Origin of the sequence: Streptomyces sp. DT190 (assembly GCF_049846985.1) — a bacterium.
Taxonomy (GTDB): domain Bacteria; phylum Actinomycetota; class Actinomycetes; order Streptomycetales; family Streptomycetaceae; genus Streptomyces.
This window is the reverse complement of sequence record NZ_JBNCNM010000003.1, coordinates 534,631-561,462: the sequence shown is the minus strand read 5'-3', so window position 1 is coordinate 561,462 and position 26,832 is coordinate 534,631. Positions and strand designations below refer to the sequence as shown.

General features: G+C 72.5%; 20 protein-coding genes and 1 riboswitch. Of the genes, 13 read left to right on the top strand and 7 right to left on the bottom strand.

The features are described 5' to 3' along the window. Nucleotides 1–48 precede the first annotated feature (48 nt). Nucleotides 49–885, top strand: coding sequence for a S1 family serine peptidase (locus ACPXCS_RS09315; RefSeq protein WP_425944890.1), 837 nt, complete (start codon nt 49–51; stop codon nt 883–885). 214 nt (nt 886–1,099) lie between these two features. Here ACPXCS_RS09315 and ACPXCS_RS09310 read toward each other — a convergent pair whose 3' ends face one another. Then, nucleotides 1,100–1,330, bottom strand: a complete 231-nt coding sequence (locus ACPXCS_RS09310; RefSeq protein WP_309094441.1) for a DUF7455 domain-containing protein — start codon at nt 1,328–1,330, stop codon at nt 1,100–1,102. A gap of 442 nt (nt 1,331–1,772) precedes the next feature. On the opposite strand from ACPXCS_RS09310, the gene ACPXCS_RS09305 reads away from it, so the two are divergent. The 3 genes from ACPXCS_RS09305 (at nt 1,773) to ACPXCS_RS09295 (ending at nt 6,263) form a co-directional block, all read left to right on the top strand. Then, on the top strand, nt 1,773–3,896 hold the full coding sequence (locus ACPXCS_RS09305) for a DNA gyrase/topoisomerase IV subunit B (RefSeq protein WP_425944889.1): 2,124 nt from the start codon (nt 1,773–1,775) through the stop codon (nt 3,894–3,896). 217 nt (nt 3,897–4,113) lie between these two features. Further along, on the top strand, nt 4,114–4,674 hold the full coding sequence (locus ACPXCS_RS09300; protein WP_425944887.1) for a DUF485 domain-containing protein: 561 nt from the start codon (nt 4,114–4,116) through the stop codon (nt 4,672–4,674). Continuing rightward, on the top strand, nt 4,671–6,263 hold the full coding sequence (locus ACPXCS_RS09295; protein WP_425944886.1) for a solute symporter family protein: 1,593 nt from the start codon (nt 4,671–4,673) through the stop codon (nt 6,261–6,263). The genes ACPXCS_RS09300 and ACPXCS_RS09295 overlap by 4 nt, the downstream gene beginning before the upstream one ends. Nucleotides 6,264–6,305: 42 nt before the next feature. Here ACPXCS_RS09295 and ACPXCS_RS09290 read toward each other — a convergent pair whose 3' ends face one another. From ACPXCS_RS09290 to ACPXCS_RS09275, 4 genes are read right to left on the bottom strand one after another with little or no spacing between them, the layout of a single operon-like run. Next, nucleotides 6,306–6,986, bottom strand: a complete 681-nt coding sequence (locus ACPXCS_RS09290) for a response regulator (RefSeq protein ID WP_425944974.1) — start codon at nt 6,984–6,986, stop codon at nt 6,306–6,308. Further along, complete coding sequence (locus tag ACPXCS_RS09285; protein ID WP_425944885.1) at nt 6,986–8,656, bottom strand: sensor histidine kinase; 1,671 nt, start codon at nt 8,654–8,656, stop codon at nt 6,986–6,988. Before ACPXCS_RS09285 ends, ACPXCS_RS09290 begins: the two co-directional genes overlap by 1 nt. A 60-nt stretch (nt 8,657–8,716) precedes the next feature. After that, on the bottom strand, nt 8,717–9,670 hold the full coding sequence (locus tag ACPXCS_RS09280) for a sucrase ferredoxin (RefSeq protein WP_425944884.1): 954 nt from the start codon (nt 9,668–9,670) through the stop codon (nt 8,717–8,719). 52 nt (nt 9,671–9,722) lie between these two features. Next, nucleotides 9,723–11,003, bottom strand: coding sequence for a citrate synthase (locus ACPXCS_RS09275; protein WP_425944883.1), 1,281 nt, complete (start codon nt 11,001–11,003; stop codon nt 9,723–9,725). A gap of 111 nt (nt 11,004–11,114) precedes the next feature. Between ACPXCS_RS09275 and ACPXCS_RS09270 the strand changes: the two genes are divergently transcribed. Together ACPXCS_RS09270 and ACPXCS_RS09265 are read left to right on the top strand one after the other, a co-directional pair. Beyond that, nucleotides 11,115–12,275, top strand: a complete 1,161-nt coding sequence (locus ACPXCS_RS09270) for a citrate synthase/methylcitrate synthase (protein WP_425944882.1) — start codon at nt 11,115–11,117, stop codon at nt 12,273–12,275. A gap of 402 nt (nt 12,276–12,677) precedes the next feature. Continuing rightward, nucleotides 12,678–13,739, top strand: coding sequence for a CobW family GTP-binding protein (locus ACPXCS_RS09265; RefSeq protein WP_425944881.1), 1,062 nt, complete (start codon nt 12,678–12,680; stop codon nt 13,737–13,739). On the opposite strand, the gene ACPXCS_RS09260 is transcribed toward ACPXCS_RS09265, so the two are convergent. After that, nucleotides 13,736–16,192, bottom strand: coding sequence for a DNA gyrase/topoisomerase IV subunit A (locus tag ACPXCS_RS09260; protein WP_425944880.1), 2,457 nt, complete (start codon nt 16,190–16,192; stop codon nt 13,736–13,738). The genes ACPXCS_RS09265 and ACPXCS_RS09260 overlap by 4 nt on opposite strands. A 340-nt stretch (nt 16,193–16,532) precedes the next feature. Between ACPXCS_RS09260 and ACPXCS_RS09255 the strand changes: the two genes are divergently transcribed. The 4 genes from ACPXCS_RS09255 to ACPXCS_RS09240 all read left to right on the top strand — a co-directional run bounded on the left by ACPXCS_RS09255 (nt 16,533) and on the right by ACPXCS_RS09240 (nt 21,357). Then, the gene (locus ACPXCS_RS09255) at nt 16,533–17,933 is read left to right on the top strand and encodes a M16 family metallopeptidase (protein WP_425944879.1); all 1,401 of its coding nucleotides are present in this window, start codon (nt 16,533–16,535) and stop codon (nt 17,931–17,933) included. Next, a complete protein-coding gene (locus ACPXCS_RS09250; RefSeq protein WP_425944878.1) occupies nt 17,930–19,318 on the top strand; it encodes a M16 family metallopeptidase in 1,389 nt (462 codons plus the stop codon). The genes ACPXCS_RS09255 and ACPXCS_RS09250 overlap by 4 nt, the downstream gene beginning before the upstream one ends. 190 nt (nt 19,319–19,508) lie before the next feature. Further along, nucleotides 19,509–19,672: riboswitch (cyclic di-AMP (ydaO/yuaA leader) on the top strand. Nucleotides 19,673–19,684: 12 nt separating this feature from the next. Beyond that, a complete protein-coding gene (locus ACPXCS_RS09245) occupies nt 19,685–20,473 on the top strand; it encodes a M23 family metallopeptidase (protein ID WP_425944877.1) in 789 nt (262 codons plus the stop codon). 188 nt (nt 20,474–20,661) lie between these two features. Then, complete coding sequence (locus tag ACPXCS_RS09240; protein ID WP_425944876.1) at nt 20,662–21,357, top strand: GntR family transcriptional regulator; 696 nt, start codon at nt 20,662–20,664, stop codon at nt 21,355–21,357. A 173-nt stretch (nt 21,358–21,530) separates the two neighbouring features. On the opposite strand, the gene ACPXCS_RS09235 is transcribed toward ACPXCS_RS09240, so the two are convergent. Then, on the bottom strand, nt 21,531–21,812 hold the full coding sequence (locus ACPXCS_RS09235; protein ID WP_003993478.1) for an HPr family phosphocarrier protein: 282 nt from the start codon (nt 21,810–21,812) through the stop codon (nt 21,531–21,533). A gap of 175 nt (nt 21,813–21,987) precedes the next feature. Here ACPXCS_RS09235 and ACPXCS_RS09230 point away from each other — a divergent pair, with 175 nt between their 5' ends. From ACPXCS_RS09230 to ACPXCS_RS09220, 3 genes are read left to right on the top strand one after another with little or no spacing between them, the layout of a single operon-like run. Further along, nucleotides 21,988–24,963, top strand: coding sequence for a GNAT family N-acetyltransferase (locus tag ACPXCS_RS09230; RefSeq protein ID WP_425944875.1), 2,976 nt, complete (start codon nt 21,988–21,990; stop codon nt 24,961–24,963). 51 nt (nt 24,964–25,014) lie between these two features. Further along, nucleotides 25,015–25,602: a DUF5998 family protein gene (locus ACPXCS_RS09225; protein WP_425944874.1), complete on the top strand. Its 588-nt coding sequence runs from the start codon at nt 25,015–25,017 to the stop codon at nt 25,600–25,602. Beyond that, nucleotides 25,602–26,798 (top strand): alkaline phosphatase family protein, encoded by a 1,197-nt coding sequence (locus tag ACPXCS_RS09220; RefSeq protein WP_425944873.1) that lies wholly within the window; start codon nt 25,602–25,604, stop codon nt 26,796–26,798. Before ACPXCS_RS09225 ends, ACPXCS_RS09220 begins: the two co-directional genes overlap by 1 nt. Nucleotides 26,799–26,832 lie beyond the last annotated feature (34 nt).

The following is a 26,832-nucleotide window of genomic DNA, read 5'->3' as shown; positions in this document are numbered from 1 at the left end:
GTGGATCACCCTGGGTGTCTCGCCGACATCACGGAGTGAGGAGAGCGCATGCGTCGTCGCCTGGTCCGAGCCCTGGTCCGCCCCTTGGCCGTGGCAGCCGCCGCAGCCGCCCTGTCAGCGGGCTCCAGCACCCCTGTGGCCGCCGACAGTGTGGTCATAGGCGGATTCCCCGTCGACGCGTCGCAGAGCCCCTGGACGGTGGCCCTGTCCAGCCGTGACCGGTTCGGAGGTACGCGCGCCGGACAGTTCTGCGGCGGGGTGGTGGTCGGCCGCACCACCGTTCTCACGGCGGCGCACTGCCTGGACAGGGCGGTCCTGGGCGGGCCCGCGGAGCAGCTGAAGGACCTCAAGGTCATAACCGGCCGCACGGACCTGCTCTCCGACCGCGGCGGTCAGGAGATCACCGTGCGTTCCACGTGGGTGAACCCTGCCTACGACAGCGTGAGCAACATCGGGGACTTCGCGGTGCTCAGTCTGGCCCGGCCGCTTCCCGCCGACTCCGTCATCGCCATGGCGCCCCCCGGTGACCCGGCGTACACGGCCGGCGGTGTCGCGACGGTGTACGGGTGGGGTGATGTCTCCGGTGCCGGGGAGTACCCCAGCGATCTGCGCGCGGCACGGGTACGCGTACTCCCCGACGCTCTGTGTGAGGAGGCGTATCCGGGCGGGGCCGACGGCACCTACGACGCCGGGAGCATGCTGTGCGCCGGGGAACCGGAAGGGGGCCGGGACGCCTGCCAGGGCGACAGCGGGGGGCCGCTGGTCGCTCAGGGGCGGCTGATCGGCCTGGTGTCCTGGGGGATCGGCTGCGGGCGGGCCGGCAGCCCCGGTGTGTACATGCGGGTGTCCGACATCATGCGGACGCTCGGCTGGGCCCGGGGCTGAGGAACCCCCAAGCAGGGGGCGGGGCCGGTCCGCAAGAAGACCGGCCCCTAAAGAGAGCCCGCCCCGGAAGTGCACCGATTCCGGGCGGGGAAGTGTGTGAGGCGTCCAGCGCGGCGCGCACGGCTCCGTGGGATGAGGGCGGGCGGCTGCCTCGGGGAGGCAGCCGCCCGTTCACCGGCCTGTGCCGGGCTGGCTCGTCGTCGGACGCGCGGTGTCAGCGGTCTTCTTCGGAGGCGGTCGCGGGAGCGGCCGTCAGTCGCTCCGTCTCGTCCTGTATCTCAGCGGCGATCTTCTTGAGTTCCGGCTCGAACTTGCGCCCGTGGTGGGCGCAGAAGAGCAGCTCTCCGCCGCTGAGCAGGACGACGCGCAGGTACGCCTGGGCGCCGCAGCGGTCGCAGCGATCAGCGGCCGTCAACTGGCTCGCAGGGGTCAGAACAGTAGTCACGTCGCCTCTTCTCTAGCTCGACGAGCTGTCGTACCAGGGTCAACATCCAACCAGCCCCAAAACGTTCCCGCTCGTGGCTTTTCCTCGAAAAAATCTTCCGAGGCGGCTGTCTGCTGCCGGTTGGCGGCGAATGTGCCGTATTGCGTGTCTATGTGTCTTACGGGGCTTCGCGTCGTATCGGTGGTCGGTCCTCCCGGCTGGGTTGCCGGTTGTTCATGAGGACGTGCCCGGAGCCTAAATGGTTCATGCCTGGAAGGGAACGTGATGTGGACTTCACTCCATCGAGGGATCGAACAGACATGCGAGTCTGGACTAGTCTGAGTTTCCCGACGAGGGTGGCGTTACAAGGGCTCTACCAGGCCTGGGTACCCTCTCACCGGTGACTGAAGCCGCGCCCTTACCCATGAGGGCCCCATCTGAAATTCAGCGAGGAGCGAACCGCGTGACCGCCGAGACGTCCGTGCCGTCCACAGCTCTGCTGGCAGGAGCAGACCGGGACGGTTCCAACTACACCGCGCGGCACCTGCTCGTCCTCGAGGGGCTCGAGGCCGTGCGCAAGCGCCCTGGCATGTACATCGGATCGACCGACAGCCGCGGTCTGATGCACTGCCTCTGGGAGATCATCGACAATTCCGTCGACGAGGCCCTCGGTGGTTACTGCGACCACATCGAGGTCATCCTCCATGACGACGGCTCGGTCGAGGTCCGGGACAACGGCCGGGGCATCCCCGTCGACGTCGAGCCCAAGACCGGCCTCTCCGGCGTCGAGGTCGTCATGACCAAGCTGCATGCCGGCGGCAAGTTCGGCGGCGGCTCGTACGCGGCCTCCGGCGGTCTGCACGGCGTGGGCGCCTCCGTGGTGAACGCCCTGTCCGCCCGGCTGGACGTCGAGGTGGACCGCGGTGGCCACACCCACGCGATCAGCTTCCGGCGCGGTGTCCCCGGTGCCTTCGCCGGCAACGGCCAGGACGCCAAGTTCGAGGCGAAGAGCGGCCTGCGCAAGGCCAGGAAGATCCCGAAGAACCGCACCGGCACGCGCGTGCGCTACTGGGCCGACCGCCAGATCTTCCTCAAGGACGCCAAGCTCAACCTGGAGACGCTGCACCAGCGCGCCCGCCAGACCGCGTTCCTGGTGCCCGGCCTGACCATCGTCGTCCGGGACGAGTACGGGCTCGGCGAGGGCGGCAGCAAGGGTGAGGAGTCCTTCCGCTTCGACGGCGGCATCAGCGAGTTCTGCGAGTACCTGGCCACCGACAAGCCGGTTTGCGACGTCCTCCGGTTCTCCGGGCAGGGCACGTTCAGGGAGACCGTGCCGGTCCTGGACGAGCACGGCCAGATGACCCCGACCCAGGTCACCCGCGAGCTCGACGTCGACGTCGCCATGCGCTGGGGCACCGGGTACGACACGACCCTGAAGTCGTTCGTGAACATCATCGCCACGCCCAAGGGCGGCACCCACGTCGCCGGCTTCGAGCAGGCCGTGGCCGCCACGATGAACGAGGTGCTGCGCGCCAAGAAGCTGCTGCGCGTCGCCGAGGACGACATCGTCAAGGACGACGCGCTGGAGGGCCTGACCGCGGTCGTCACCGTACGGCTTGCCGAACCTCAGTTCGAGGGTCAGACGAAGGAGGTCCTGGGGACCTCGGCGGCCCGCCGGATCGTGAACAACGTGATCAGCAAGGAACTCAAGGCCTTCCTGACGTCCACGAAGCGCGACGCCGCCCAGCAGGCCCGTGTCGTCATGGAGAAGGCCGTCGCCGCGGCCCGTACGCGCATCGCGGCCCGGCAGCACAAGGACGCGCAGCGCCGCAAGACGGCCCTGGAGTCCTCGTCCCTGCCGGCCAAGCTCGCCGACTGCCGCAGCGACGACGTCGACCGCAGCGAGCTGTTCATCGTCGAGGGCGACTCCGCGCTCGGCACGGCGAAGCTCGCCCGGAACTCCGAGTTCCAGGCGCTGCTGCCGATCCGCGGCAAGATCCTCAACGTCCAGAAGTCGTCCGTCACGGACATGCTGAAGAACGCCGAGTGCGGCGCGATCATCCAGGTCATAGGGGCCGGCTCCGGGCGGACCTTCGACATCGACGCGGCCCGCTACGGCAAGATCATCATGATGACCGACGCCGATGTCGACGGCTCCCACATCCGCACGCTGCTGCTGACCCTCTTCCACCGCTACATGCGGCCCATGGTCGAGGCCGGCCGGGTGTTCGCGGCGGTGCCGCCGCTGCACCGGATCGAGATCAGCCAGCCCAAGAAGGGCCAGGACAAGTACGTCTACACGTACTCGGACCGGGAACTGCGCGACAAGCTCATGGAGTTCCAGAGCAAGGGCATCCGGTACAAGGACTCGATCCAGCGTTACAAGGGCCTCGGTGAGATGGACGCCGACCAGCTGGCCGAGACCACCATGGACCCGCGCCACCGCACGCTGCGCCGGATCAACCTCTCCGACCTGGAGGCCGCCGAGCAGGTCTTCGACCTGCTGATGGGCAACGACGTCGCGCCGCGCAAGGAGTTCATCTCCAACTCGGCGGCGACGCTGGACCGGTCGCGCATCGACGCGTAACGGCTTCGCCGGGCTCAGCGCCCGCCGGGAGCGCGACTGCCGCTCCCGGCGGGCGTTCGGCGTTCCTGGCCGAGGAAGGGCGAGGGGCGGCGGATGCCGGGGCGTGCGGCGCTCCTGCAGGGCGCCGGCGCGGGCTCCCGGGGTCCGGGTCACCTGATGGGGTGAAGAGCGGGGGGAAGAAGAGTCGGGGATCTTCCCGTTCTGTCCATCCTTGGGCATGCAGTCAAGCAAGGGCCGTCCTCACGACGTCGGGGCCGGTCGGGAGAGTTCGGTCGAGTGGCTCGACGGTCATGCCCCGGAGTACGCCGAGGAGGCCGTACGGCCGAGGTACGACGACCCCTGGTACGACGCCCTCGCCTCCGGCTGGGGCGAGCCGGAGGGCGCCGGAGCGCCCGCCCCGGCGACGGTGCCCACGGCGCGCGAGGGGGGCTCGACCGGCGCCGCGGCGGCCGACGTGTACCTGGAGGTGCAGCGCAGCGCGGCCTTCCAGGAGGTGCGGCGGCGGTACCGGAGATTCGTGGTGCCGGCCTTCGCGGCCTTCTTCGCCTGGTACGTGGGCTACGTCGTGGCGGCCACGACCGTGCCGGAGATCATGGCCAGGCCCGTGGCGGGCGCCGTGAACGTGGCCCTGGTGGCCGGGCTCGGCCAGTTCCTGACCACGTTCCTGCTGACCTGGGCGTACGCGCGGCACGCGCGGCTGCGCCGGGACCGGGCGGCGCTGGAACTGCGCTGGGACACGCAGGAACTGACGCGCGGAGCGAGCGGCGGTGCCTCATGACGGATGAGCATCAGACCCTGGCGCTGCTGCTGTTCGCCGCGTTCGTCGCGGTCACGCTGGCGATCACGACGTGGGTGGGGCGCAACCGGCGTGGTTCAGCCGAGGAGTTCTACGCGGGCGGGCGGCTGTTCACGCCCATGGAGAATGGTTTTGCCATCGCGGGTGACTACATGTCGGCCGCCTCCTTCCTGGGTGTCACCGGACTCATCGCGCTGTTCGGGTACGACGGGCTGCTGTACGTCGTCGGATTCCTGGTGGCCTGGCTGGTGGTGCTGTTCTTCGTCGCCGAACTGGTCCGCAACTGCGGCCGGTTCACGCTCGCCGACGTCGTGGCGGCCCGGATGAGGGAGCGGCCGGTGCGGATCGCTGCGGGAACCTCCTCCGTCACCGTGTCCGTTCTGTACCTGGTGGCACAGATGGTCGGGGCGGGCAGCCTGGTGGCGCTGCTGCTCGGCGGCACGAGCGGAGCGGCACGCGCCTGGACCGTCATCGGCGTCGGGGCGCTCATGGTCGTCTACGTGTCGCTGGGAGGGATGCGGGCGACCACCTGGATCCAGATCGTCAAGGCCGTCCTGCTGCTCGGCGGCACCGTCGCGCTGACGGTGCTCGTCCTCCTGCGCTTCCACGGCGACCTCAACCGGCTGCTGCTCACGGCGGCCGAGCGCAGCGGACACGGGCAGGCGTTCCTGGCGCCCGGGCTGAAGTTCGGCGGCGACTGGACCGCGCGGCTCGACCTCATCAGCCTGGGACTGGCCCTGGTCCTGGGCACGGCGGGACTGCCGCACATCCTGTCCCGCTTCTACACCGTGCCCACCGCGCGCGCCGCACGCCGTTCGGTCGTGTGGGCGGTGGGGCTCATCGGCGGCTTCTACCTGATGACGATCGTGCTCGGGTTCGGTGCGGCCGCGATCGTGGGCCCTGATGCGGTGCGCGGGTCGAACGCGGCGGGCAACACGGCGGTTCCGCTGCTGGCGCTCGACCTCGGCGGTGGTGCGGGAAGCACCGGGGGAACGGTTCTCTTCGCCGTCGTCGCCGCGATCGCCTTCGCCACGATCCTGGCCGTGGTCGCCGGGATCACGCTCGCGTCCTCGGCGTCGGTGGCCCACGATCTGTACGCCTCCCTGCGGCGCAAGGGCGGCAAGCCGCGCAGCGAGGTGGCGGTGGCCCGTCTCGCCGCGGTCGGGGTCGGCGTGGTGGCGATCGCGCTCGGCCTGCTGGCGCGGGACCTCAACGTCGCGTTCCTGGTGGGTCTCGCCTTCGCCGTCGCCGCGTCGTCGAACCTGCCCGTCCTGGCCTACTCCCTGTTCTGGCGCGGTTTCACCACCCGGGGTGCCGTGTGGGCCGTCTACGGCGGTCTGGTCCCGGCGGTCGTGCTGGTGGTGCTGTCCCCGGTCGTCTCGGGCAGCCCCGACTCGCTCTTCCCGGACGTCGACCTGCAGTACTTCCCGCTGCAGAACCCGGGGTTGGTCTCGATCCCGCTGGGCTTCCTCGCGGGCTGGCTGGGCACGGTCACCTCGCCGGAGGTCCCGGACGAGGCCCGGCACGCGGAGAGCGAGGTGCGGTCGCTGACGGGCGCCGGAGCGGCGTAGCGGCGTAGCGGCGCGACGGCCGGTTCCGCGCCGGCAAGCGCCCTACGAGCGGGTCGCCCACACGTAACGGTGTTCCGGGCGGCCCGCGTCGCCGTACTTCAGGGTGAGCCGGGCCCGGCCCGTGCGCTCCAGGAGCTTGAGGTAGCGCTGGGCGGTCTGGCGGCTCACCCCGGTGCGTTCGGCGATCTCCTGGGCGGACAGGGGCCCGTCGGCGTTCATGAGGGACTGCCGGACCAGCTCCGCGGTGGTGGGGGAGTGCCCCTTGGGCAGGGCGGGCTCCGCGCCGGCGGACAGCGCCCCGAAGATGCGGTCCACCTCCGCCTGCTCCGCCTCCCCGCCGCCGTCGAGGGTGCGGCGCAGCTCCGCGTACGCCTCCAGCTTCGCGCGCAGTCCGGCGAAGGCGAACGGCTTGACGAGGTACTGCAGTGCTCCGTGCCGCATCGCGGCCTGCACCGTGGAGACGTCCCGGGCCGCCGTCACCATGATCACGTCCGTCTGGTGGCCGCGCCGCCGCATCTCCTGGACGACCGCCAGCCCCGTCTCGTCGGGCAGGTAGTGGTCCAGCAGTACCAGGTCGAGCCGGGGCAGCGTCTCCAGCTGGCGCAGCGCGTCCGCCGCGCTGTGGGCCTCGCCCGCGACGTGGAAGCCGGGCACCTTCTCGACGTAGGCGGCGTTGACCCGCGCGACCCTGGTGTCGTCGTCCACGACCAGGACCTCGATCATCACGACCCCTCCTCGGCGTTCTCTGCGACGGACGGCGCGGTCAGGGCCGGCTCGGGACCCGGACCGGTCAGCGCCTCGGGCAGGACGACCGTGAACTCCGCGCCCCCGCCCCGCGCCTCGCCGACGGTCGCGCTGCCGCCCTGCCGTTCCGCGAGCCTGCGCACCAGGGACAACCCGATGCCCCGCTCCCGGTGGGCCGGCGGCTTCTTGGTCGACCATCCCTCGGTGAAGATCAACTCGCGGTGCTCCGGGGCGATTCCCGGCCCCGTGTCGCGCACCCGGAGGGTCGCCGTACGGCCCTCGGCGCGCAGTTCGACCTCCACGCGCGCGTGGGGCGTGCCCGCCACGGCGTCGAGGGCGTTGTCCACGAGGTTGCCCACGACCGTGACGAGCCCCTGCGGGTCCACCAGCCGGTCGGGCAGCCGGGTCCGGTCCGACACCCCCAGGGCGACACCCCGCTCCGCCGCGACGGTCGCCTTGCCGACCAGCAGGGCGGCGAGCAGCGGATCCTCGACGCGCTCGGTGATCTGCTCGGAGGTGGCACGGTGGTCGCCGACCACCTCGCCCACGAAGTCGACGGCGTCGTCGTACATCTCCAGCTCCAGCAGCCCCAGGAGCGTGTGCATCCGGTTGGCGTGTTCGTGGTCCTGGGCGCGCAGGGCGTCGATCAGACCGCGGGTGGAGTCGAGTTCACGGCCCAGTTGCTCCAGCTCGGTGCGGTCGCGCAGGGTGGCCACGGCGCCGCCGTCGTCGGTGGGCATCCGGTTGGCGACCAGCACGCGCTGGCCGCGCACCGTGAGCAGGTCCGTGCCCGTCACGCGGCCGGCCAGGACGTCGGCCGTACGGCCCGCGCCCAGCGCCTCGTCGGGGGTGCGGCCCACCACCGCCTCCCCGAGGCCCAGCAGGCGCTGTGCCTCGTCGTTGACCAGACGGATGCGGCCGCTGCGGTCCAGGGCGACCACGCCCTCCCGGATGCCGTGCAGCATCGCCTCCCGCTCCGACAGCAGCGCGGCGATGTCCGAGAAGGCCAGGTCCCTGGTCTGCCGGTGCACCCGCCGGGAGATGAGCCACGCCGCCAGCGCGCCCACGGCCAGGGCACCCCCGGCGTACGCCAGCAGGCCCGGGATCGCGTGGATGAGCCGGGCCCGGACACTGTCATAGGCGATGCCGACCGAGACCGCGCCGACGACCCTGCCGTCGCCGTCGCGCAGCGGTACCTTGCCCCGGGCGGAACGGCCGAGGGTCCCCTCGTCGATCTCCATGACCTCGTGGCCGGCCAGGGCCTGGCCGGGGTCGGTGGAGACGATGCCGCCGATCTGCCTCGGGTCGGTGTGCGACCAGCGCACGCCCCGCCAGTCCATCACCACGACGTACTCGGCCCGGGTGGCCTTCCGGATGCGCTCCGTCTCCTGCTGCACCGGGCCGTTCGGCGAGGGCGGCGTCTCCCGCAGGTCCCGCGCGAGTCCGGGCTGCTGCGCGGTGGTCTGCGCGATCGCCAGCGCGCGGCGCATCGCCTGGTCGTCCAGCTGGTCACCGAGGGGCGCCAGGAACAGCCCGGTCGCGAGGACCGCGACTCCCGCGGCGATGGCCACCTGCATCAGCAGGACCTGCGAGAACACCCGCCGGGGCAGGCCGAGGCGCAGGCGGCGTGCGGAGGGAGTGGGGCTCATACCCAAGACGGTACGTGCGGCTGCCTACCGGCCGTAACCGTTGTGGTGTGGATCTCTTGATCAATACGTGCACGCCGCGAGGGCCGCCGTCATGCTCAGCTCGCGCACCGCCACCACGTCCATCCGCGCGGGCGAGCCCAGGACCGACGCCCCGCAGCTCTCCGGACGGGGCGGCAGGGCCGCGCTCTGGGCCACCTCGACCTGCCAGCGGCGTCCGTCGGCGTGGGCGACGGTCACCTCCCAGTGCGGAGCGGCGCCGTCCGTCCGTACGACGCTCAGGGCCTCCGCGGCGTACTCGCCGATGCCGGTGCGCACGGCGAGCTCCGCGGCCTGGCCCGGACGCTCCCAGGCCGACCTGCCGCGGCAGCCCTCCACGACGACACGTTCCTCGCCCGCGCCCTGCAGGACCTCCTTGAGCAGGTGGGCCTCGGCCCGCCCGTAGGCGTAGCCGTACGGCAGCACCAGCACGGTGGGAGAGAAACGGTGACCACCCAGATGGGTGACCTCCCAGACGCCCTCGGCGCCGGAGCTGGCGAGTTCGGCCGCCAGGGGGCGGCCGAGGAGGGCGCAGCAGCGGTCGCGCTTGCCGTTGGTGCACACGAGCGCCAGCGGGCCGCCCTCGTGCGGCTTCGCGCCGAGCACCGCGTCGAAGGTCTGGTGGTCGCCCCGGCCGAGCGCGGCGAAGTCGAGGTCGAGCAGCCGTGCGGGATCCGCGGTCGTGGCGGCGTGCAGCCAGCCGTTGCCGGGGACGGTGTGCGCCGCGTACACCCGGCGGGTGGCGGGCATACGGCGGTCGGCGTGGCGCCCGGGGCGGCGGATGAGCACGATCCGTACGCCCGTGCCCTGCGCGGCCGCCTCCAGGGCACGGCCCAGCCCGGGGTCCAGGTGGCTCGAGGTGAGCGCCTTGGCACCCCACGGACCGGGCTGCTCCAGCAGCAGCCAGGTCCTCGCGGTGGCCGCGGTTCCCGAAACGGGCTCGTCGGAGTCCCGGGAGACGCTTGAGCACGTACTCACAGAGGTGAGCCTAACCTGAGTTGGCCCGGGTCTCCTCCTGGGGCCACCCCGGCTACTCCGGCAGTGGCTGAGGCGGTTTCGGACCGGCGTAGAGGCCGCTCGGGCGCATCCGCAGCGGGCGTTCCCCGTACTCCTCCAGGGCGTGGGCGATCCACCCCGCCGTACGGGCCACGGCGAAGATCGTCTCGCCCGCGGTCGGAGGCATGCCGCAGGACGCGGTGAGCACGGCGAGGGCGAGGTCGACGTTGGCGTGCAGCGGGGCGTGCCGGGCGGCGGTGTCGACGATGTCGCGGGCCGCGAGGAGCGCCGGCTCGGCCCGCGGGACGTCCTCCAGGAGGGCGAACAGGGCACGCGCGCGTGGGTCCTCGCCCTGGTACAGCCGGTGCCCGAGCCCCGGGATGCGGCGTCCGGCACGCAGTTCGTCCGCGATCACCGGCCCGGCCTCGCCCTGGTCGAGCACGTCCTGGAGCATCCGGTGGGCGAGCCCGCTGGCCGCGCCGTGCAGCGGGCCCTCGATCACGCCGAGCCCGGCGGAGACGGCCGCGTACGGGTGGGCACGGGCCGACGCGGCGACGCGCACCGCGAGGGTGGAGGCGGCCAGGTCGTGGTCGACGAGGAGGGCGAGGGCGGTGTCCAGGGCGCGCAGGGACACCTCGTCGGCCTCCCGCAGGGACAGCCGGGTCCACAGGCGGTGGGCCAGGGGACCCGGGTCACGGTCGTCCCCGCGGCGGTCGTCGCGGCGGTCACGGCCCGCCGGTGGCAGGGCGGCGACGAGGGTCGGGATGAGGGTGCGCGCGGTACCGAGCACGGCGTCCTCGGACAGGTCGAAGCGCAGCGGGTCCGCGGTCGCGGCGGCGGTCGTGGCGACGCGCAGCAGGTCCGCGGGCGCGGCGTGTTCGGGCAGGGCGTCGACGGCGCGGCGGGCGACGGCCACGGAGCCGGAGGGTGCGGCGAAGGCGCTGCCCGGGTGCATCCGGCCCGTCCACAGCCATTCGGCGACCTCCTCGTAGCTGTGCCGCGTGGCCAGCTCGACCGCGTCGACGCCGCGGAAGTAGTACCGGTCGCTCTCGATGAGGGTGAGGCGGGTCCGCACGGACAGCTCACCGCCGGTCCCCGGCGTGCCCGCGCTCTCCCGTCTGTTGCGCCGGGCGAGCGCCTCGACCTCCCGGGCGTCGAAGGTGCTGCCCCGGCCGCCGCTGCCGCGCCGGCTGCTGAGCTGGCCGCGGCTGACGTACGCGTAGACCGTCTCCGGCTTCACGCCGAGCAGCTCGGCGGCCTCCTTGGTGCTCAGCCGCCGCCCCGGTTCGGCGGGAGCGGGTTCTTGATCGCGCATGGGGGCCACCGTATCCGCCTACCGGCCCATTGACCGGCGTATTGATTGGATCAATGTTGACAGGAGTCAAGTCAAGCATGGACAGTCGAATCAAGTCCAGGGAGGAAAGACATGTCCGTCAACAGGTCCGCAGCCACTCTTGTCGAGGTACCGCGAGGACTCGCCGGTGTCGTCGTCACCGACACCCGGATCGGCGACGTCCGCGGTCGCGAGGGCTTCTACCACTACCGCCAGTACTCGGCCGTCGACCTGGCGCACACGCGCGGCTTCGAGGACGTCTGGCACCTGCTCGTGCACGGTGAACTGCCCGATCCCGGCCGGAGCGCGGCCTTCGCGCAGGAGACCGCCGCACTGCGGCGACTGCCCGACGAGGTGCGCGTCGCGCTGCCGGCCATCGCCGCGGCCGGCGGGCGCTCCGGCCCGCTCGCCGGAATGCGCACGGCGCTGTCGCTGCTGGGCGCGGCGAAGGGCTTCCGCCCGGTGTACGACATCGACGCCGAGCAGCGCCGGCGGGACACGCTCCAGGCGGCGGCGGCCGTGCCCACGCTGCTCACCGCCCTGTACCGGCTGGGGCAGGGGCTCGATCCCGTCGAGCCGTGTGAGGATCTGTCCTTCGCGGCGAACTACCTGTACATGCTGACCGGCTCGGTACCGGACGACGAGCGTGCCCGGGCCGTCGAGCAATATCTGATCTCAACCATTGACCATGGATTCAATGCATCAACCTTCACGGCCCGGGTGATCGCCTCGACGGGCGCGGACGTGGCGGCCTGCCTCGCGGGCGCGGTGGCGGCGCTGTCCGGGCCGCTGCACGGAGGCGCGCCCAGCCGCGCGCTGGACACGCTGGACGCGATCGGCACCCCGGACCGCATCGACTCCTGGGTGCGCGAGAGGGTGCTCGCCGGTGAGCGCATCATGGGCTTCGGACACGCGATCTACCGCACGGAGGACCCCCGGTCGCGGATGCTGCGCGAGGTCGCCCAGAAGTTCGGCGGACCGCGGGTGGACTTCGCCGTGGAGGTCGAGCGGCACGTCGAGGCGATCCTGGCGGAGCTGAAGCCCGGCCGTGAACTCCACACCAACGTCGAGTACTACGCGGGCGTGGTCATGGAACTCTGCGGCCTGCCCCGCGAGATGTTCACCCCGACCTTCGCCGCCGCCCGGGTGGTGGGCTGGAGCGCCAACATCCTGGAACAGGCGGAGGACACGAAGATCATCCGGCCCGTGGCGCGTTACGTGGGGCCGCAGGCACCGGCGCCGGTGCCTGCCTGAGAGGCCACCACCGCCGGTGTCCGGCCGACGCGACGGCACGGGACGTCGCGCGGGGGTGGCGCGATGCCCCGCCCGGTGCACCGGGATGCCGCCCCTCGCGTCGAGTGCGGCACGCGCGTGTGGCGTGTGTGGCGCGTGGCGCTGTGCGGCGGGCACGAACAGGAGCGCGGTCGCACGGGTGCTGCGGCGCAGGGGCGCACCGTGCGGTGCCCCAGGGCCTGGGCCGGCCCGCCAGGCGACCTGGTGGCGCACTGGCGCCCTGGAGGCGGGTGAACCGGTGGACCGGCACCACCACGCCCGCGGCACACCCCACCCGGCTCGTATCCTGGCCCCGCATCCCCAACTCGTGCGTGTGCCGGTGACGCGAACCGGTGCGCGCGTCGGCGTGAAAGAGGTCGCACGGTGCGTCAGCCGAGCCCGAAACCGCAGCAGATCCCGGTCGTCGTCCTGGCCGGATTCCTCGGCTCGGGGAAGACCACGCTGCTCAACCACCTCCTGCACCGCAGCGGCGGGAGCCGGATCGGTGCCATCGTCAACGACTTCGGGGCCATCGAGATCGACGCGATGGCCGTCGCCGGGGCGCTCGGTGACTCGACCGTCTCCCTGGGCAACGGCTGCCTGTGCTGCGCGGTCGACGCGAGCGAACTCGACCAGTACCTGGAGAAGCTCGCGGAACCCTCCCTCGGCCTCGACGTCATCGTCATCGAGGCCAGCGGCCTGGCCGAACCGCAGGAGCTCGTGCGGATGCTGCTCGCCAGCGAGCACCCGGGCATCGTGTACGGCGGGCTCGTCGAGGTCGTCGACGCCGCCGAGTTCGACGCCACCCGGTCCCGGCATCCCGAGATCGACCGGCACCTCGCGCTGGCCGACCTCGTCGTCGTCAACAAGCTGGACCGGGCGGCGGACGGCGAACGCGTCCTCGACCTCGTCACCTCACTCGTCGACCGCGCCGCCGTCGTCCCGGCCGTCCACGGCCGGATCGACCCCGAGTTCCTCTTCGACTGCCGGCCGAGCGAGGAACGCGTCGGGCAGCTGTCCTTCGACGACCTGCACGAACACGGCGAGGACGACGACCACGCGGGGCACCTGCACAGCGCCTACGACAGCCTGTCGTTCACCTCGGCCGAGCCCCTCGACCCGCGCCGGCTGATGGAGTTCCTCGACAGCCGTCCCGAGGGGCTGTACCGCATCAAGGGGTACGTGGACTTCGGCCCGTACGACGTCCGCAACCGCTACGCCGTCCACGCCGTCGGGCGGTTCCTGCGGTTCTACCCGGAGCCCTGGCCGGCCGGCGAGGAGCGCCTCACCCAGCTGGTCCTCATCGGCGCGGGCATCGACGCCCCCGCTCTCGGCGCGCAGCTCGAAGCCTGCCGGAGCGACGCCCCGCACGCCGACGAGCACGGCATGTGGGGCGTCCTGCGGTACGTGCGCGACGCCGGCGAGGAGACCGCCGAACCGGCCTAGACCGGCCCGGCCACCACCGAGACCGTCTTCGCCAGCGACACGCCGGAGCCGTCCCTGCGGGGGTCCATCTCCGGCAGCTCGGCCGGGCTGCCGTTCTTCTGGGCGGCGAGCGCGGGGCCGGGGCCCGCCCAGGCCAGGGACAGGCAGTCCTCGCCCTTCAGGAACCGCTGGCAGCGGACGCCGCCGGTGGCCCGGCCCTTGCGCGGGTACTGGTCGAACGGGGTCAGCTTGGCCGTCGTCTGGACCGAGTCGTCCAGCGTGCCGCGCGAGCCCGCGACCGTGAAGACGACCGCGTCCGCGGCCGGGTCCACCGCCGTGAAGGAGATGACCTTCGCGCCCTCGGCGAGCTTGATGCCGGCCACACCGCCGGCCGGACGGCCCTGCGGGCGCACCTGGGCGGCCTGGAAGCGCAGCAACTGGGCGTCGTCGGTGATGAAGACCAGGTCCTCGTCGCCCGTGCGCAGCTCGATCGCGCCGACGATCCGGTCACCCTCCTTGAGGGTGATCACCTCGAGCTCTTCCTTGTTGGCCGGATAGTCCGGCACCACGCGCTTGACGACACCCTGGGCCGTACCGAGCGCCAGCCCCGGCGACGACTCGTCGAGCGTCGTGAGGCAGACCACCGTCTCGTCGTCGTCCAGGGAGACGAACTCCGCCAGCGGGGCGCCTCCCGCGAGGTTCGGCGTCGGCATCGACTCGGGAAGCATGGGCAGGTCGACCACGTTGAGCCGCAGCAGCCGGCCCGCCGAGGTGACCGCGCCGATCTCGCCGCGCGCGGTGGCCGGCACCGCCGAGACGATCACGTCGTGCTTCACGCGCTTGGCTCCGGCGTCCTCCGGGAACGGCTCGCCGTTCGCCGTACGGGCCAGCAGCCCCGTCGACGACAGCAGCACCCGGCACGGGTCGTCGGCCACCTGCAGCGGCACGGCCGCGACCGGGGCACCGCCCGACTCCAGCAGGACCGTGCGCCGGTCGGTGCCGAACTTCTTGGCGACCGTGGCCAGTTCGGAGGAGACCAGCTTGCGCAGCTCCGCGTCCGAGTCGAGGATCCGGGTCAGCTCCTCGATCTCCGCGGTGAGGCGCTCCTTCTCCGTCTCCAGTTCGATGCGGTCGTACTTGGTGAGGCGGCGCAGCGGCGTGTCGAGGATGTACTGCGTCTGCACCTCGCTCAGCGAGAACTGCTCCATCAGGCGCTGCTTCGCCTGCGCGGAGTTCTCACTGGAGCGGATCAGCCGGATGACCTCGTCGATGTCCAGCAGGGCCGTCAGCAGGCCCTCGACCAGGTGCAGCCGGTCGCGCTTCTTGCCGCGGCGGAACTCCGAACGCCGCCGGACGACGTTGAACCGGTGGTCGAGGTAGACCTCCAGCAGTTCCTTGAGGCCCAGCGTGAGCGGCTGGCCGTCGACCAGGGCGACGTTGTTGATGCCGAAGGACTCCTCCATCGGCGTCAGCTTGTACAGCTGCTCCAGCACCGCCTCCGGCACGAAGCCGTTCTTGATCTCGATGACCAGGCGCAGACCGTGCTCGCGGTCGGTGAGGTCCTTGACGTCGGCGATGCCCTGGAGCTTCTTCGAACCGACCAGGTCCTTGATCTTGGCGATGACCTTCTCCGGGCCGACCGCGAAGGGCAGCTCCGTGACGATGAGGCCCTTGCGGCGGACCGTCACCTGCTCAACGGAGACGGTCGCCCGGATCTTGAACGTGCCGCGGCCCGTCTCGTAGGCGTCCCGGATGCCGGACAGGCCGACGATGCGGCCGCCGGTCGGCAGGTCGGGGCCCGGGACGTGCTTCATCAGCGCGTCGAGGTCCGCGTTCGGGTGCCTGATCAGGTGCCGGGCGGCGGCGATGACCTCGCGCAGGTTGTGCGGCGGCATGTTCGTGGCCATGCCGACCGCGATGCCCGAGGCGCCGTTGACCAGGAGGTTCGGGAAGGCGGCGGGCAGGGCGGCCGGTTCCTGCTCCTGGCCGTCGTAGTTGGGGTTGAAGTCGACGGTGTCCTCGTCGATCGACTCCGTCATCAGGCTCGTGGCCTCGGCCATCCGGCACTCGGTGTACCGCATGGCGGCCGGCGGGTCGTCGTTGCCCAGCGAGCCGAAGTTGCCGTGGCCGTCGACCAGGGGGACGCGCATCGAGAAGGGCTGCGCCATGCGCACGAGGGCGTCGTAGATCGACGCGTCGCCGTGCGGGTGCAGCTTGCCCATCACCTCGCCGACGACACGGGCGCACTTGACGTACCCGCGCTCGGGGCGCAGGCCCATCTCGCTCATCTGGTACACGATGCGGCGGTGCACCGGCTTCAGGCCGTCACGGGCGTCCGGCAGGGCCCGGGAGTAGATGACCGAGTACGCGTACTCGAGGAAGGAGCCCTGCATCTCGTCGACGACGTCGATGTCGAGGATCCGCTCCTCGTACGAGTCGTCGGGCGGCGGGGTCTTCGTGCTGCGGCGGGCCATCGCTGCCGGCTCCTCCTGTTACTGGTCGCTCGCCTACGGGGCTTGACGCCGGTGACGATACGGCGGCCGGGCTCGGCCCCTTCGGGCCTCCGCGCGCTCGCCCACTCGTCATCGGCCGCCCCTGCGGCTCGCTCGTGCTGCTGCGATCCGGATCTGACGCCGACCATTGTGGACCGCCGCACTGACAAGCGGGACCAGGACCCTGTCCTCGAGGTCTTCCGGGAGGCCGGGAGCAGGTCGAGGGCGGGAACTTCACCAGGGCTCCGCACGCTTGCATACAGTGGCAGGACCGGCAGGAATCCGCGGTTGTGAAGACCGCTCCGCGATCGAAGGGACGTACATGCCCATGGGTCACACGGCCACAGCCCAGGCAGGCTCCGGGGGCCTGACAGCGACCGAGCACCGCCTGGCCAACGGTCTGCGCGTGGTGCTCTCCGAGGACCACCTGACCCCGGTCGCGGCGGTGTGCCTCTGGTACGACGTCGGCTCGCGCCACGAAGTCAAGGGGCGTACCGGCCTGGCTCACCTTTTCGAGCACTTGATGTTCCAGGGCTCCGGCCAGGTCAAGGGCAACGGCCACTTCGAGCTCGTCCAAGGCGCGGGCGGCTCGCTGAACGGCACGACGAGCTTCGAGCGGACCAACTACTTCGAGACCATGCCCGCCCACCAGCTGGAGCTCGCGCTCTGGCTGGAGGCCGACCGGATGGGCTCCCTGCTCGCCGCCCTCGACGACGAGTCGATGGAGAACCAGCGGGACGTCGTGAAGAACGAGCGCCGCCAGCGCTACGACAACGTCCCCTACGGCACCGCCTTCGAGAAGCTCACCGCCCTCGCCTACCCCGAGGGCCACCCCTACCACCACACCCCCATCGGCTCCATGGCCGACCTGGACGCGGCCACCCTGGAGGACGCGCGCGCGTTCTTCCGCACGTACTACGCGCCGAACAACGCCGTGCTCTCCGTGGTCGGGGACATCGACCCGGAGCAGACCCTGGCCTGGATCGAGAAGTACTTCGGCTCCATCCCCGGCCACGACGGCAAGCCCGCGCCGCGTGACGGCTCGCTGCCCGAGATCATCGGCGAGCAGCTGCGCGAGGTCGTCGAGGAGGACGTCCCGGCGCGCGCCCTGATGGCCGCCTACCGCCTGCCGCACGACGGCACGCGCGCGTGCGACGCGGCCGACCTGGCCCTCACGGTCCTCGGCGGCGGCGAGTCCTCCCGCCTGTACAACCGCCTGGTACGGCGCGACCGTACGGCCGTCGCGGCGGGCTTCGGCCTGCTGCGGCTCGCCGGGGCGCCCTCCCTGGGCTGGCTGGACGTGAAGACGTCCGGCGACGTGGAGGTGCCGGTCATCGAGGCCGCCATCGACGAGGAGCTCGCCCGGTTCGCCGAGGAGGGCCCCACGGCCGAGGAGATGGAGCGCGCCCAGGCCCAGCTGGAGCGCGAATGGCTGGACCGGCTCGGCACGGTCGCCGGCCGCGCCGACGAACTGTGCCGCTACGCCGTGCTGTTCGGCGACCCGCAGCTGGCGCTCACCGCCGTGCAGCGTGTCCTGGAGGTGACGGCGGAGGAGGTCCAGGAGGTCGCCAAGGCCCGCCTGCGCCCCGACAACCGCGCGGTGCTCGTCTACGAGCCCGTCGCCGACGAGAACGACGAGACCGCTGACGAGACCGACGACGCCGACACCGCCGGGGACACCGCAGCCGCGGCCGGCGACGAGAACGAGGAGGCGGCCAAGTGACCGAGCTCGCCACGATGGACTTCCACCCCCGGCCGCAGGCGGGCGAGGCCCGGCCGTGGGCCTTCCCGGCCCCCGAGCGCGGCACGCTCGGCAACGGCCTGACGGTGCTGCGCTGCCACCGCCCGGGCCAGCAGGTCGTCGCCGTGGAGGTGCTGCTGGACGCGCCCCTGGAGGCCGAGCCGGCCGCCCTGGACGGCGTGGCCACGATCATGGCGCGCGCCTTCTCCGAGGGCACCGACAAGCACTCCGCCGAGGAGTTCGCGGCCGAGCTGGAGCGGGCCGGCGCGACCCTGGACGCGCACGCCGACCACCCCGGTGTCCGGATCAGCCTGGAGGTCCCGGCCTCCCGGCTCGCGAAGGGGCTCGGTCTGGTCGCCGACGCCCTCAGGGCGCCCGCGTTCGCGGACAGCGAGGTCGAGCGGCTGGTCCGCAACCGCCTCGACGAGATCCCGCACGAACTGGCCAACCCCTCCCGCCGCGCCGCCAAGGAGCTCTCCAAGGAGCTGTTCCCGGCCGGTTCGCGCATGTCGCGGCCCCGGCAGGGCACCGAGGAGACGGTCGCCGCGATCGACTCCGCCGCCGTCCGCGCCTTCTACGAGAAGCACGTCCGTCCCGCCACGGCGACCGCCGTGGTCGTCGGCGACCTCACGGGCATCGACCTGGACGCCCTGCTCGCCGACACCCTGGGCTCCTGGACCGGTTCGTCGGCCGAGCCGCGGCCGGTGCCGCCGGTGACCGCCGACGACACCGGCCGGGTCGTCATCGTGGACCGCCCGGGCGCCGTCCAGACGCAGTTGCTGATCGGCCGGATCGGCCCGGACCGGCACGACCGTGTCTGGCCCGCGCAGGTGCTCGGCACGTACTGCCTCGGCGGCACCCTCACCTCCCGCCTGGACCGGGTCCTGCGCGAGGAGAAGGGCTACACCTACGGGGTGCGGTCCTTCGCCCAGGTGCTGCGGTCCGCGCCGGACGGGACCGGTGCCTCGATGCTCGCCATCAGCGGTTCCGTGGACACCCCCAACACCGGCCCCGCCCTGCAGGACCTGTGGACGGTGCTGCGCACCCTCGCCGCCGAGGGGCTGACCGACGCCGAGCGGGACGTGGCCGTGCAGAACCTGGTCGGCGTGGCACCGCTGAAGTACGAGACCGCGGCGGCCGTCGCGAGCACGCTGGCCGACCAGGTCGAGCAGCACCTGCCCGACGACTACCAGGCCACGCTCTACCGCCGGCTCACCGAGACCGGCACGGTGGAGGCCACGGCGGCGGTCGTCAGCGCCTTCCCCGTGGACCGTCTGGTGACCGTCCTCGTGGGCGACGCGGCGCAGATCAAGGCCCCGGTGGAGGCCCTCGGCATCGGCGCCGTCACGGTCGTGGCCGCCGAGTAGCGGCCCGCGCGCAGGGGCCCTGGTTGTCTTCTAAGGCACCAGGGCTCCTTTATGCCCGAATTGGGGCGGGAGTTGCCCGTCTGCCCTGTGGGATGCGCTACAAAAGCCGCGATCCGTTTGGGAATTGAAAGTGGCCCCGCTTAGCGTCGTCCGGGCTGTTCGTCAGGCAGTGCGCCGCACCCGCGGCACCGGACAGTCATCGCCGAGTCCCCGTACGGCGCGAGCCAGGGGAGCCGGGGACCCACGCAGTCCCTGGGGTGAATCGGGCGCCCGCGCGAGTCGCGAGGGGGCCCGTAGGAGACCTTCCTGCTCCGAACCCGTCAGCTAACCCGGTAGGCGAGAGGGAAGGAAAGGACCAGCCACTTCATGGCGTTCACTCGCGCCACCGGCAAGCATCGCCGCCCCAGCAGGATCCAGCGCGGCACGGCCCGCGCGGCGGGCGTCGCGGCTCTCGCCACCACCGGTGTGATCGGCACCGTCGCCGGCCCGGCCTTCGCCGCCAATGAGCCCGCCGTCGAGCAGACCGGCCTCACCCCCGTCATCACCATGGGCGACACGGTGGCCCAGCAGATCGACGCCCAGGCGGTCGCGCAGAAGCAGGCGGCCGAGGAGGCCGCCGCCAAGAAGAAGGCCGAGGAGGCCGCGCGCGAGCGCGCCGCCGAGGTGGCCCGGAAGGCCAAGGAGGCCGCCGAGAAGGCCCGCGAGGCCAAGGAGCGCGCCGCCCGCGAGGCCGAGCGCAAGCGCCTCAACAGCTTCGTGTCCCCGATCCCGGGCTCCTACGTCTCCACCGGCTACAAGGCCGGCGGCGCCGTCTGGTCCTCCGGCAGCCACACCGGCATCGACTTCCACGCCGCCACCGGCACCTCCGTCCACGCGGTCGGCATGGGCACGGTCGTCGAGGCCGGCTGGGGCGGCGCCTACGGCAACCAGGTCGTGATCAAAATGAACGACGGGACGTACACCCAGTACGGCCACCTGTCGTCCGTCGGCGTCTCGGTGGGCCAGCAGGTCACCCCGGGCCAGCAGATCGGCCTGTCCGGCGCGACCGGCAACGTGACCGGCCCGCACCTGCACTTCGAGGCCCGGACCAGCCCCGAGTACGGCTCGGACATCGATCCCCTCGCCTACCTCCGCTCGCACGGCGTGAACCTCTGACGCCACCTCCTGCGCATCCGAAAGGCCCCGGCTCGCCGAGCCGGGGCCTTTCGGCATTCTCCGGACGCCGTGTCCAAAAAATATCCATGGATTCCGGGCTGCCGTCGGAAATTCCGGCTGATTGCAATAGAGTCACGGAACACGCGTCACTCTTCGACGTTTCACGGGGATTAAGCGGAGGTCGGGTCATGCGTATTCCCGCGCACTCGGTGTGCACGGCCATCCGGGACGACATCGTCGCGGGTGTCCACGAGCGCGGCAGCCGGCTCACCGAGGAGCTCCTGGCACGCCGCTACGGCGTCTCGCGCGTCCCCGTCCGGGAGGCCCTGCGCACGCTGGAGGCCGAGGGCTTCGTGGTGACCCGGCGGCACGCGGGCGCGTGCGTGGCCGAGCCCACCGAGCAGGAGGCCGCCGATCTGCTGGAGATGCGCGCGCTGCTGGAGCCGCTCGGCGCGGCCCGTGCCGCCCAGCGCCGCACCGAGGCCCATCTGAAGGTCCTGCGCGGCCTGGTCCGGCTGGGCCAGGAGCGCGCCCGCCGGGGCACCAGCGACGATCTGCGCTCCCTGGGCGGCTGGTTCCACGAGACGCTGGCCCAGGCCTCCGGCAGTCCCGCCCTGATCGCGATGCTCACCCAGCTGCGCCACAAGATCGCCTGGATGTACGCGGTGGAGGCGCCGGCCGATCCGGTGGAGTCCTGGACCGAGCACGGCGCGATCGTGGACGCGGTGGCGCGCGGCGACAGCGAGCGCGCGCGGGCGGTCACGGTGCTGCACGCCGAGCGCGCGAGGTCCGCCCACCGGCTGCGGCCGGGCGCCCCGGGGGACCGCGGCGAGCGTGTGAGGAACTCGCAACATCCCGTAAACACGGCGAGCCTGCGGCATTAACACGGAAGCCGTATACAAAGAGTGGCAGTTTCGCGGGGGATTTATTCTGCTGCCTTTTTCGGGCGGTCCGGTGCGCCGCGTGAATTCGAGGCGCTCCGCTTCCCGGAAATGAGTGAAGCCGCGCCGGCCCGAAAGGCCGGCGCGGCTTCACCCGTGAAAGCCGCTCGAACGACTCAGACGGTCTCGGGCAGCTCCTCCAGGCCCTCGGAAACCAGCTTCGCCAGCCGGTCCAGGGCGGCGTCCGCGCCTTCGGCGTCGGACGCGAGGACGATCTCCTCGCCACCCTGGGCGCCGAGGCCCAGGACGGCGAGCATGGAGGCCGCGTTGACGGGGTTGCCGTCTGCCTTGGCGATCGTCACCGGGACGCCTGCGGCCGTGGCGGCTCGGACGAAGATGGAGGCGGGGCGGGCGTGGAGGCCCTCGGCCCAGCCGACGTTGACGCGGCGCTCAGCCATGTGTTGCTGCCCTTCGCTGTTCAGGGTTGTCTAGACCAGTTTCCCACACGTGAAGCCCGGGGCGGGACCTGTCGTTCCGCCCCGCGGGTGCCGTCGGGTCGCGGCCTCGACCCGACTGACGCCCTCCACAGACTGCCTCGCGCCGTTGTCAGGCGCTAGCCGTACTCTGGGGCCCATGCAGACCTCGCCGGACCGGCACGAGTATCCCGCCCACTGGGAAGCCGACGTGGTGCTGCGCGACGGGGGTACCGCGCGCGTCCGGCCCATCACCGTCGATGACGCCGAGCGTCTGGTCAGCTTCTACGAGCAGGTCTCCGACGAGTCGAAGTACTACCGCTTCTTCGCGCCGTACCCTCGCCTGTCCGCCAAGGATGTCCACCGCTTCACGCACCACGACTTTGTGGACCGGGTGGGACTCGCGGCCACGGTCGGCGGCGAGTTCATCGCCACCGTACGCTACGACCGGATCGGCGCCGACGGAACGCCCGCGTCCGCACCCGCCGACGAGGCCGAGGTCGCCTTCCTCGTGCAGGACGCCCACCAGGGCCGCGGCGTCGCCTCCGCCCTCCTGGAGCACATCGCCGCCGTCGCCCGGGAGCGCGGCATCCGCCGTTTCGCCGCCGAGGTGCTGCCCGCCAACACCAAGATGATCAAGGTGTTCACGGACGCCGGGTACACCCAGAAGCGCAGCTTCGAGGACGGCGTGGTCCGCCTGGAGTTCGACCTGGAGCCCACCGACCGCTCCCTGGCCGTGCAGTACGCGCGCGAACACCGCGCGGAGGCACGGTCCGTGCAGCGGCTGCTCGCCCCCGGCTCGGTCGCCGTCATCGGCGCCGGACGCACCCCGGGCGGGGTGGGCCGCAGCGTCCTCGGCAACATCCGGGACGCCGGCTTCACCGGCCGCCTCCACGCCGTGAACAAGGCCCTCCCCGACGACCAGAAGGAGCTCGACGGGGTGCCGGCCCACCGTTCCGTGCGGGACATCGACGGCCCCGTGGACCTCGCGGTCGTCGCCGTACCCGCCGAGCAGGTCCCCGAGGTCGTCACCGAGTGCGGCGAACACGGCGTGCAGGGACTCGTCGTCGTCTCCGCCGGGTACGCCGAGAGCGGCCCCGAGGGGCGCGACCGCCAGCGGGCCCTCGTGCGCCAGGCGCGCACGTACGGCATGCGCATCATCGGCCCGAACGCCTTCGGCATCATCAACACCTCCCCCCGGGTGCGGCTCAACGCCTCCCTCGCCCCCGAGGTGCCCCGCCCGGGCCGGATCGGCCTGTTCGCCCAGTCCGGCGCCATCGGCGTCGCCCTGCTGTCCCGGCTGCACCGGCGCGGCGGCGGCGTCACGGGCGTGACGGGCGTCTCCACCTTCGTCTCCTCCGGCAACCGCGCGGACGTCTCCGGCAACGACGTCCTGCAGTACTGGTACGAGGACCCCGACACCGACGTCGTCCTCATGTACCTGGAGTCCATCGGCAACCCCCGCAAGTTCACCCGCCTCGCCCGCCGGACCGCCGCCGCGAAGCCGCTGGTCGTGGTCCAGGGCGCCCGGCACGGAGCGGCGCCGCAGGGGCACGCCGTACGGGCGACCCGGCTGCCGCACGCCACGGTCTCGGCCCTGCTGCGGCAGGCCGGCGTGATCCGGGTGGACACCATCACCGAGCTGGTGGACGCGGGCCTGCTCCTCGCCCGTCAGCCCCTGCCCGCCGGCCCCCGGGTGGCGATCCTCGGCAACTCCGAGTCCCTCGGCCTGCTCACGTACGACGCCTGCCTCGCCGAAGGACTGCGGCCGCACCCCCCGCAGGACCTGACCACGGCCGCCTCCGCCGCCGATTTCCACGCGGCCCTCTCACGCGCCCTGGCCGACGACCGGTGCGACGCGGTGGTCGTCACCGCCATCCCGGCGGTGGGGGAGGGCTCGGTCGCGGACGCGGCCCTGGCCCAGGCCCTGCGCTCGGCCGCGGCAGCCGCCCCGGCCAAGCCGGTCCTGGTGGTCCACGTGGAGCTCGGCGGCCTCGCGGAGGCCCTGTCGGCGGCGGCGAGCACGGCGCCCCAGGCGGAGGCGGACAAACCCCCGCTGCCCACCACCTCCGAACCGGCGTCCGCGGGGGCCGCATCTCCGGCGGCCGGGTCCGCCACGGCCGGGACTGCCGCGGCCGGGTCCGCCACCGCCGGACCTCCCGCGGCCGGGTCCGCCACGGCCGGGCCGGCCGCCGCCGGGTCCGCCACCGCCGGGTCTGCCACGGCCGGGTCCGCCACCGCCGGGCCGGCCGCCGCCGAGGCTCCCGAGGACGCCCACCTCATCCCCGCCTACCCCGCCGCCGAACGCGCCGTCCGCGCCCTCGGCCAGGCCGTCCGGTACGCGCTGTGGCGGCGCGACGCCGCCGACCCGGGCAAGGTGCCCGAGTACGACGACATCGACGAGAAGGGCGCCGCCGCCCTGATCGACGGGCTGCTCGCGCGCGGGCAGGGACTCACGCTCGGCACGGACGAGACCTGCGACCTGCTCGGGCACTACGGCATCGACGTCCACCGCGCCCTGCCGGCCCCGACCGCGGACGCCGCGGCGGACGCCGCCCGCGCCCTCGGCTACCCCGTGGCCCTCAAGGCCACCGCCCCGCACCTCAGGCACCGCGCCGACCTGGGCGGCGTCCGCCTCGACCTCGCGCACGAGGAGCAACTGCGCCGCTCGTACGCCGAATTGACCGAGCTGTTCGGCGCGCCGGACGAGCTGCGCCCCGTGGTGCAGCGGATGGCGCCACGCGGCGTGGACGTCGTCGTACGGGCGGTCATCGACCCGGCGGCCGGCGCGGTGCTCTCCTTCGGGCTGGCCGGGGCCGCCTCGCAGCTGCTCGGCGACACGGCGCACCGGCTGATTCCGGTCACCGACCGCGAGGCGGGCTCGCTGGTGCGCTCCATCCGCACGGCACCCCTGCTGTTCGGCTGGCGCGGCTCCGCACCGGCCGACACCCGCGCCCTGGAGGAGCTGCTGCTGCGGGTCTCCCGGCTGGTCGACGACCACCCCGAGGTCGTGGCGGTCACCCTGGAACCGGTGGTCGTGGCCTCGCAGGGCCTGAGCGTCCTGGGCGCCTCGGTCCGTCTCGCGCCGCCGCCCGCCCGCGACGACCTCGGCCCGCGGACCCTCCCCGCGTACTGACAGGGGGCGAGCGGTGCCTCGCAGTCAGTGGTCCCCCGTAGGATGGGCGTCATGGCCAAGACCAGTACGACGACCCAGGGGCTGCGGGCGGCGATCGAGCGCAGCGGCTACTACCCGGCCCTCGTGGCCGAGGCGGTGGAGGCCGCCGTGGGCGGCGAGCCCATCCGGTCGTACCTGGTCCACCAGGAGACGACGTTCGACCAGAACGAGGTGCGCCGGCACGTGACGGTGCTCGTCCTCACCGACAACCGCTTCATCGTCAGCCACACCGACGAACAGGCCGCCGACAGCACGTCCCCGACGCCGTACGCCACGACGTCCACGGAGTCCGTCAAGATCGGCCGCATCTCGTCGATCGTGGTCAGCCGCGTGGTCGCCAACCCGGAGTCCTACAAGCCGGGCACCCTCCCGCGCGAGGTGGTGCTCACCATCGGCTGGGGCGCCGTCTCCCGCATCGACCTGGAGCCGGCCGCCTGCGGCGACCCCAACTGCGAGGCGGACCACGGCTACACCGGCAACTCCACGGCGGACGACCTCAGCCTGCGCGTCAGCGAGGCCGGGGACGGACCGGAGACGGTGCGCCAGGCACTGGACTTCGCGCAGGCCCTCTCCGAGGCGACCGCGGACAGTACCCGCTGATGGCACAGCCCAAGACGGCCTGGGACCAGCACCCCGAACCGCTCACCGTGGCCTCCGCGCCGGCGCCCGAGTACGGCAGCGGCTCCCTCGCCGACCTGCTGCCCACGCTGGCCGCCGGCCTCGGCGTGCCGGGCATGACCGCCGCGATCCCGGAGCTCGCTCCCGCCGACCGGAACTGCGTCTTCCTGATCGACGGCCTCGGCTGGGAGCAGCTCAAGGCGCACCCCGAGGACGCCCCGTTCATGACGTCCCTGCTCGCCACCTCGCGCGGCGGCACCGGACGCCCGCTCACCGCCGGCTACCCGGCGACCACGGCGACCTCCCTCGCCTCCGTCGGCACCGGCCTGCCACCCGGCGCGCACGGCCTGCCCGGCTACACCGTGCGCAACCCCGACACGGGCGAGCTCATGAACCAGCTGCGCTGGCAGCCCTGGACCCCGCCGGGCCCCTGGCAGCCGTACCCCACGGTCTTCCAGCTGGCCCACCAGGCGGGCGTGCACGCCGCGCAGGTGTCCTCCCCGACCTTCGAGAACACCCCGCTGACCCGGGTGGCGCTCAGTGGCGGAACGTTCCTCGGGCGGCTGACCGGCGAGGACCGCATGGACCTGGCGGCCGAGCAACTGGCCGCGGGCGACCGCTCCCTGGTCTACACGTACTTCGCCGAGGTCGACGGCGCCGGCCACCGCTTCGGCGTCGACTCCGACGCCTGGCGCGGCCAGCTCATGTACGCCGACCGCCTGGTCCAGCGCCTCGCGGAGCAACTGCCCCCGCGCAGCGCCCTCTACGTCACCGCCGACCACGGCATGATCGACGTGCCCTTCGACGAGCAGCACCGCATCGACTTCGACGAGGACTGGGAGCTCAGCGCCGGAGTGGCCCTGCTCGGCGGCGAGGGCCGCGCCCGGCATGTCTACGCGGTGCCGGGCGCCGCCAACGACGTGCTGACCTGCTGGCGCGAGGTGCTCGGCGAGCAGTTCTGGGTCGCCTCCCGCGACCAGGCCATCGAGGCGGGCTGGTTCGGCCCGCGGATCGACGCGCGGGTCTACGACCGGATCGGCGACGTGGTCGCCGCCGCGCGCGACGACGTCCTGCTCATCGCCTCCGAGCGGGAGCCCAAGGAGTCGGCGATGGTCGGCAACCACGGTTCGATGACCCCCGCCGAGCAGCTGGTCCCCCTGCTCGAAGTACGCTCCTGAGACCGCACGCCGCCCTCTTCCACCGAAAGGTGCT

Bases quoted from the DNA above. Each gene is read 5' to 3' on its own strand.
- ACPXCS_RS09315 (WP_425944890.1), top strand. From the start codon at position 49: ATGCGTCGTCGCCTGGTCCGAGCCCTGGTCCGCCCCTTGGCCGTGGCA.
- ACPXCS_RS09300 (WP_425944887.1), top strand. From the start codon at position 4,114: ATGCAGTCAAGCAAGGGCCGTCCTCACGACGTCGGGGCCGGTCGGGAG.
- ACPXCS_RS09295 (WP_425944886.1), top strand. From the start codon at position 4,671: ATGACGGATGAGCATCAGACCCTGGCGCTGCTGCTGTTCGCCGCGTTC.
- ACPXCS_RS09290 (WP_425944974.1), bottom strand. From the start codon at position 6,986: ATGATCGAGGTCCTGGTCGTGGACGACGACACCAGGGTCGCGCGGGTC.
- ACPXCS_RS09285 (WP_425944885.1), bottom strand. From the start codon at position 8,656: ATGAGCCCCACTCCCTCCGCACGCCGCCTGCGCCTCGGCCTGCCCCGG.
- ACPXCS_RS09275 (WP_425944883.1), bottom strand. From the start codon at position 11,003: ATGCGCGATCAAGAACCCGCTCCCGCCGAACCGGGGCGGCGGCTGAGC.
- ACPXCS_RS09270 (WP_425944882.1), top strand. From the start codon at position 11,115: ATGTCCGTCAACAGGTCCGCAGCCACTCTTGTCGAGGTACCGCGAGGA.
- ACPXCS_RS09260 (WP_425944880.1), bottom strand. From the start codon at position 16,192: ATGGCCCGCCGCAGCACGAAGACCCCGCCGCCCGACGACTCGTACGAG.
- ACPXCS_RS09255 (WP_425944879.1), top strand. From the start codon at position 16,533: ATGCCCATGGGTCACACGGCCACAGCCCAGGCAGGCTCCGGGGGCCTG.
- ACPXCS_RS09245 (WP_425944877.1), top strand. From the start codon at position 19,685: ATGGCGTTCACTCGCGCCACCGGCAAGCATCGCCGCCCCAGCAGGATC.
- ACPXCS_RS09240 (WP_425944876.1), top strand. From the start codon at position 20,662: ATGCGTATTCCCGCGCACTCGGTGTGCACGGCCATCCGGGACGACATC.
- ACPXCS_RS09235 (WP_003993478.1), bottom strand. From the start codon at position 21,812: ATGGCTGAGCGCCGCGTCAACGTCGGCTGGGCCGAGGGCCTCCACGCC.
- ACPXCS_RS09230 (WP_425944875.1), top strand. From the start codon at position 21,988: ATGCAGACCTCGCCGGACCGGCACGAGTATCCCGCCCACTGGGAAGCC.
- ACPXCS_RS09225 (WP_425944874.1), top strand. From the start codon at position 25,015: ATGGCCAAGACCAGTACGACGACCCAGGGGCTGCGGGCGGCGATCGAG.
- ACPXCS_RS09220 (WP_425944873.1), top strand. From the start codon at position 25,602: ATGGCACAGCCCAAGACGGCCTGGGACCAGCACCCCGAACCGCTCACC.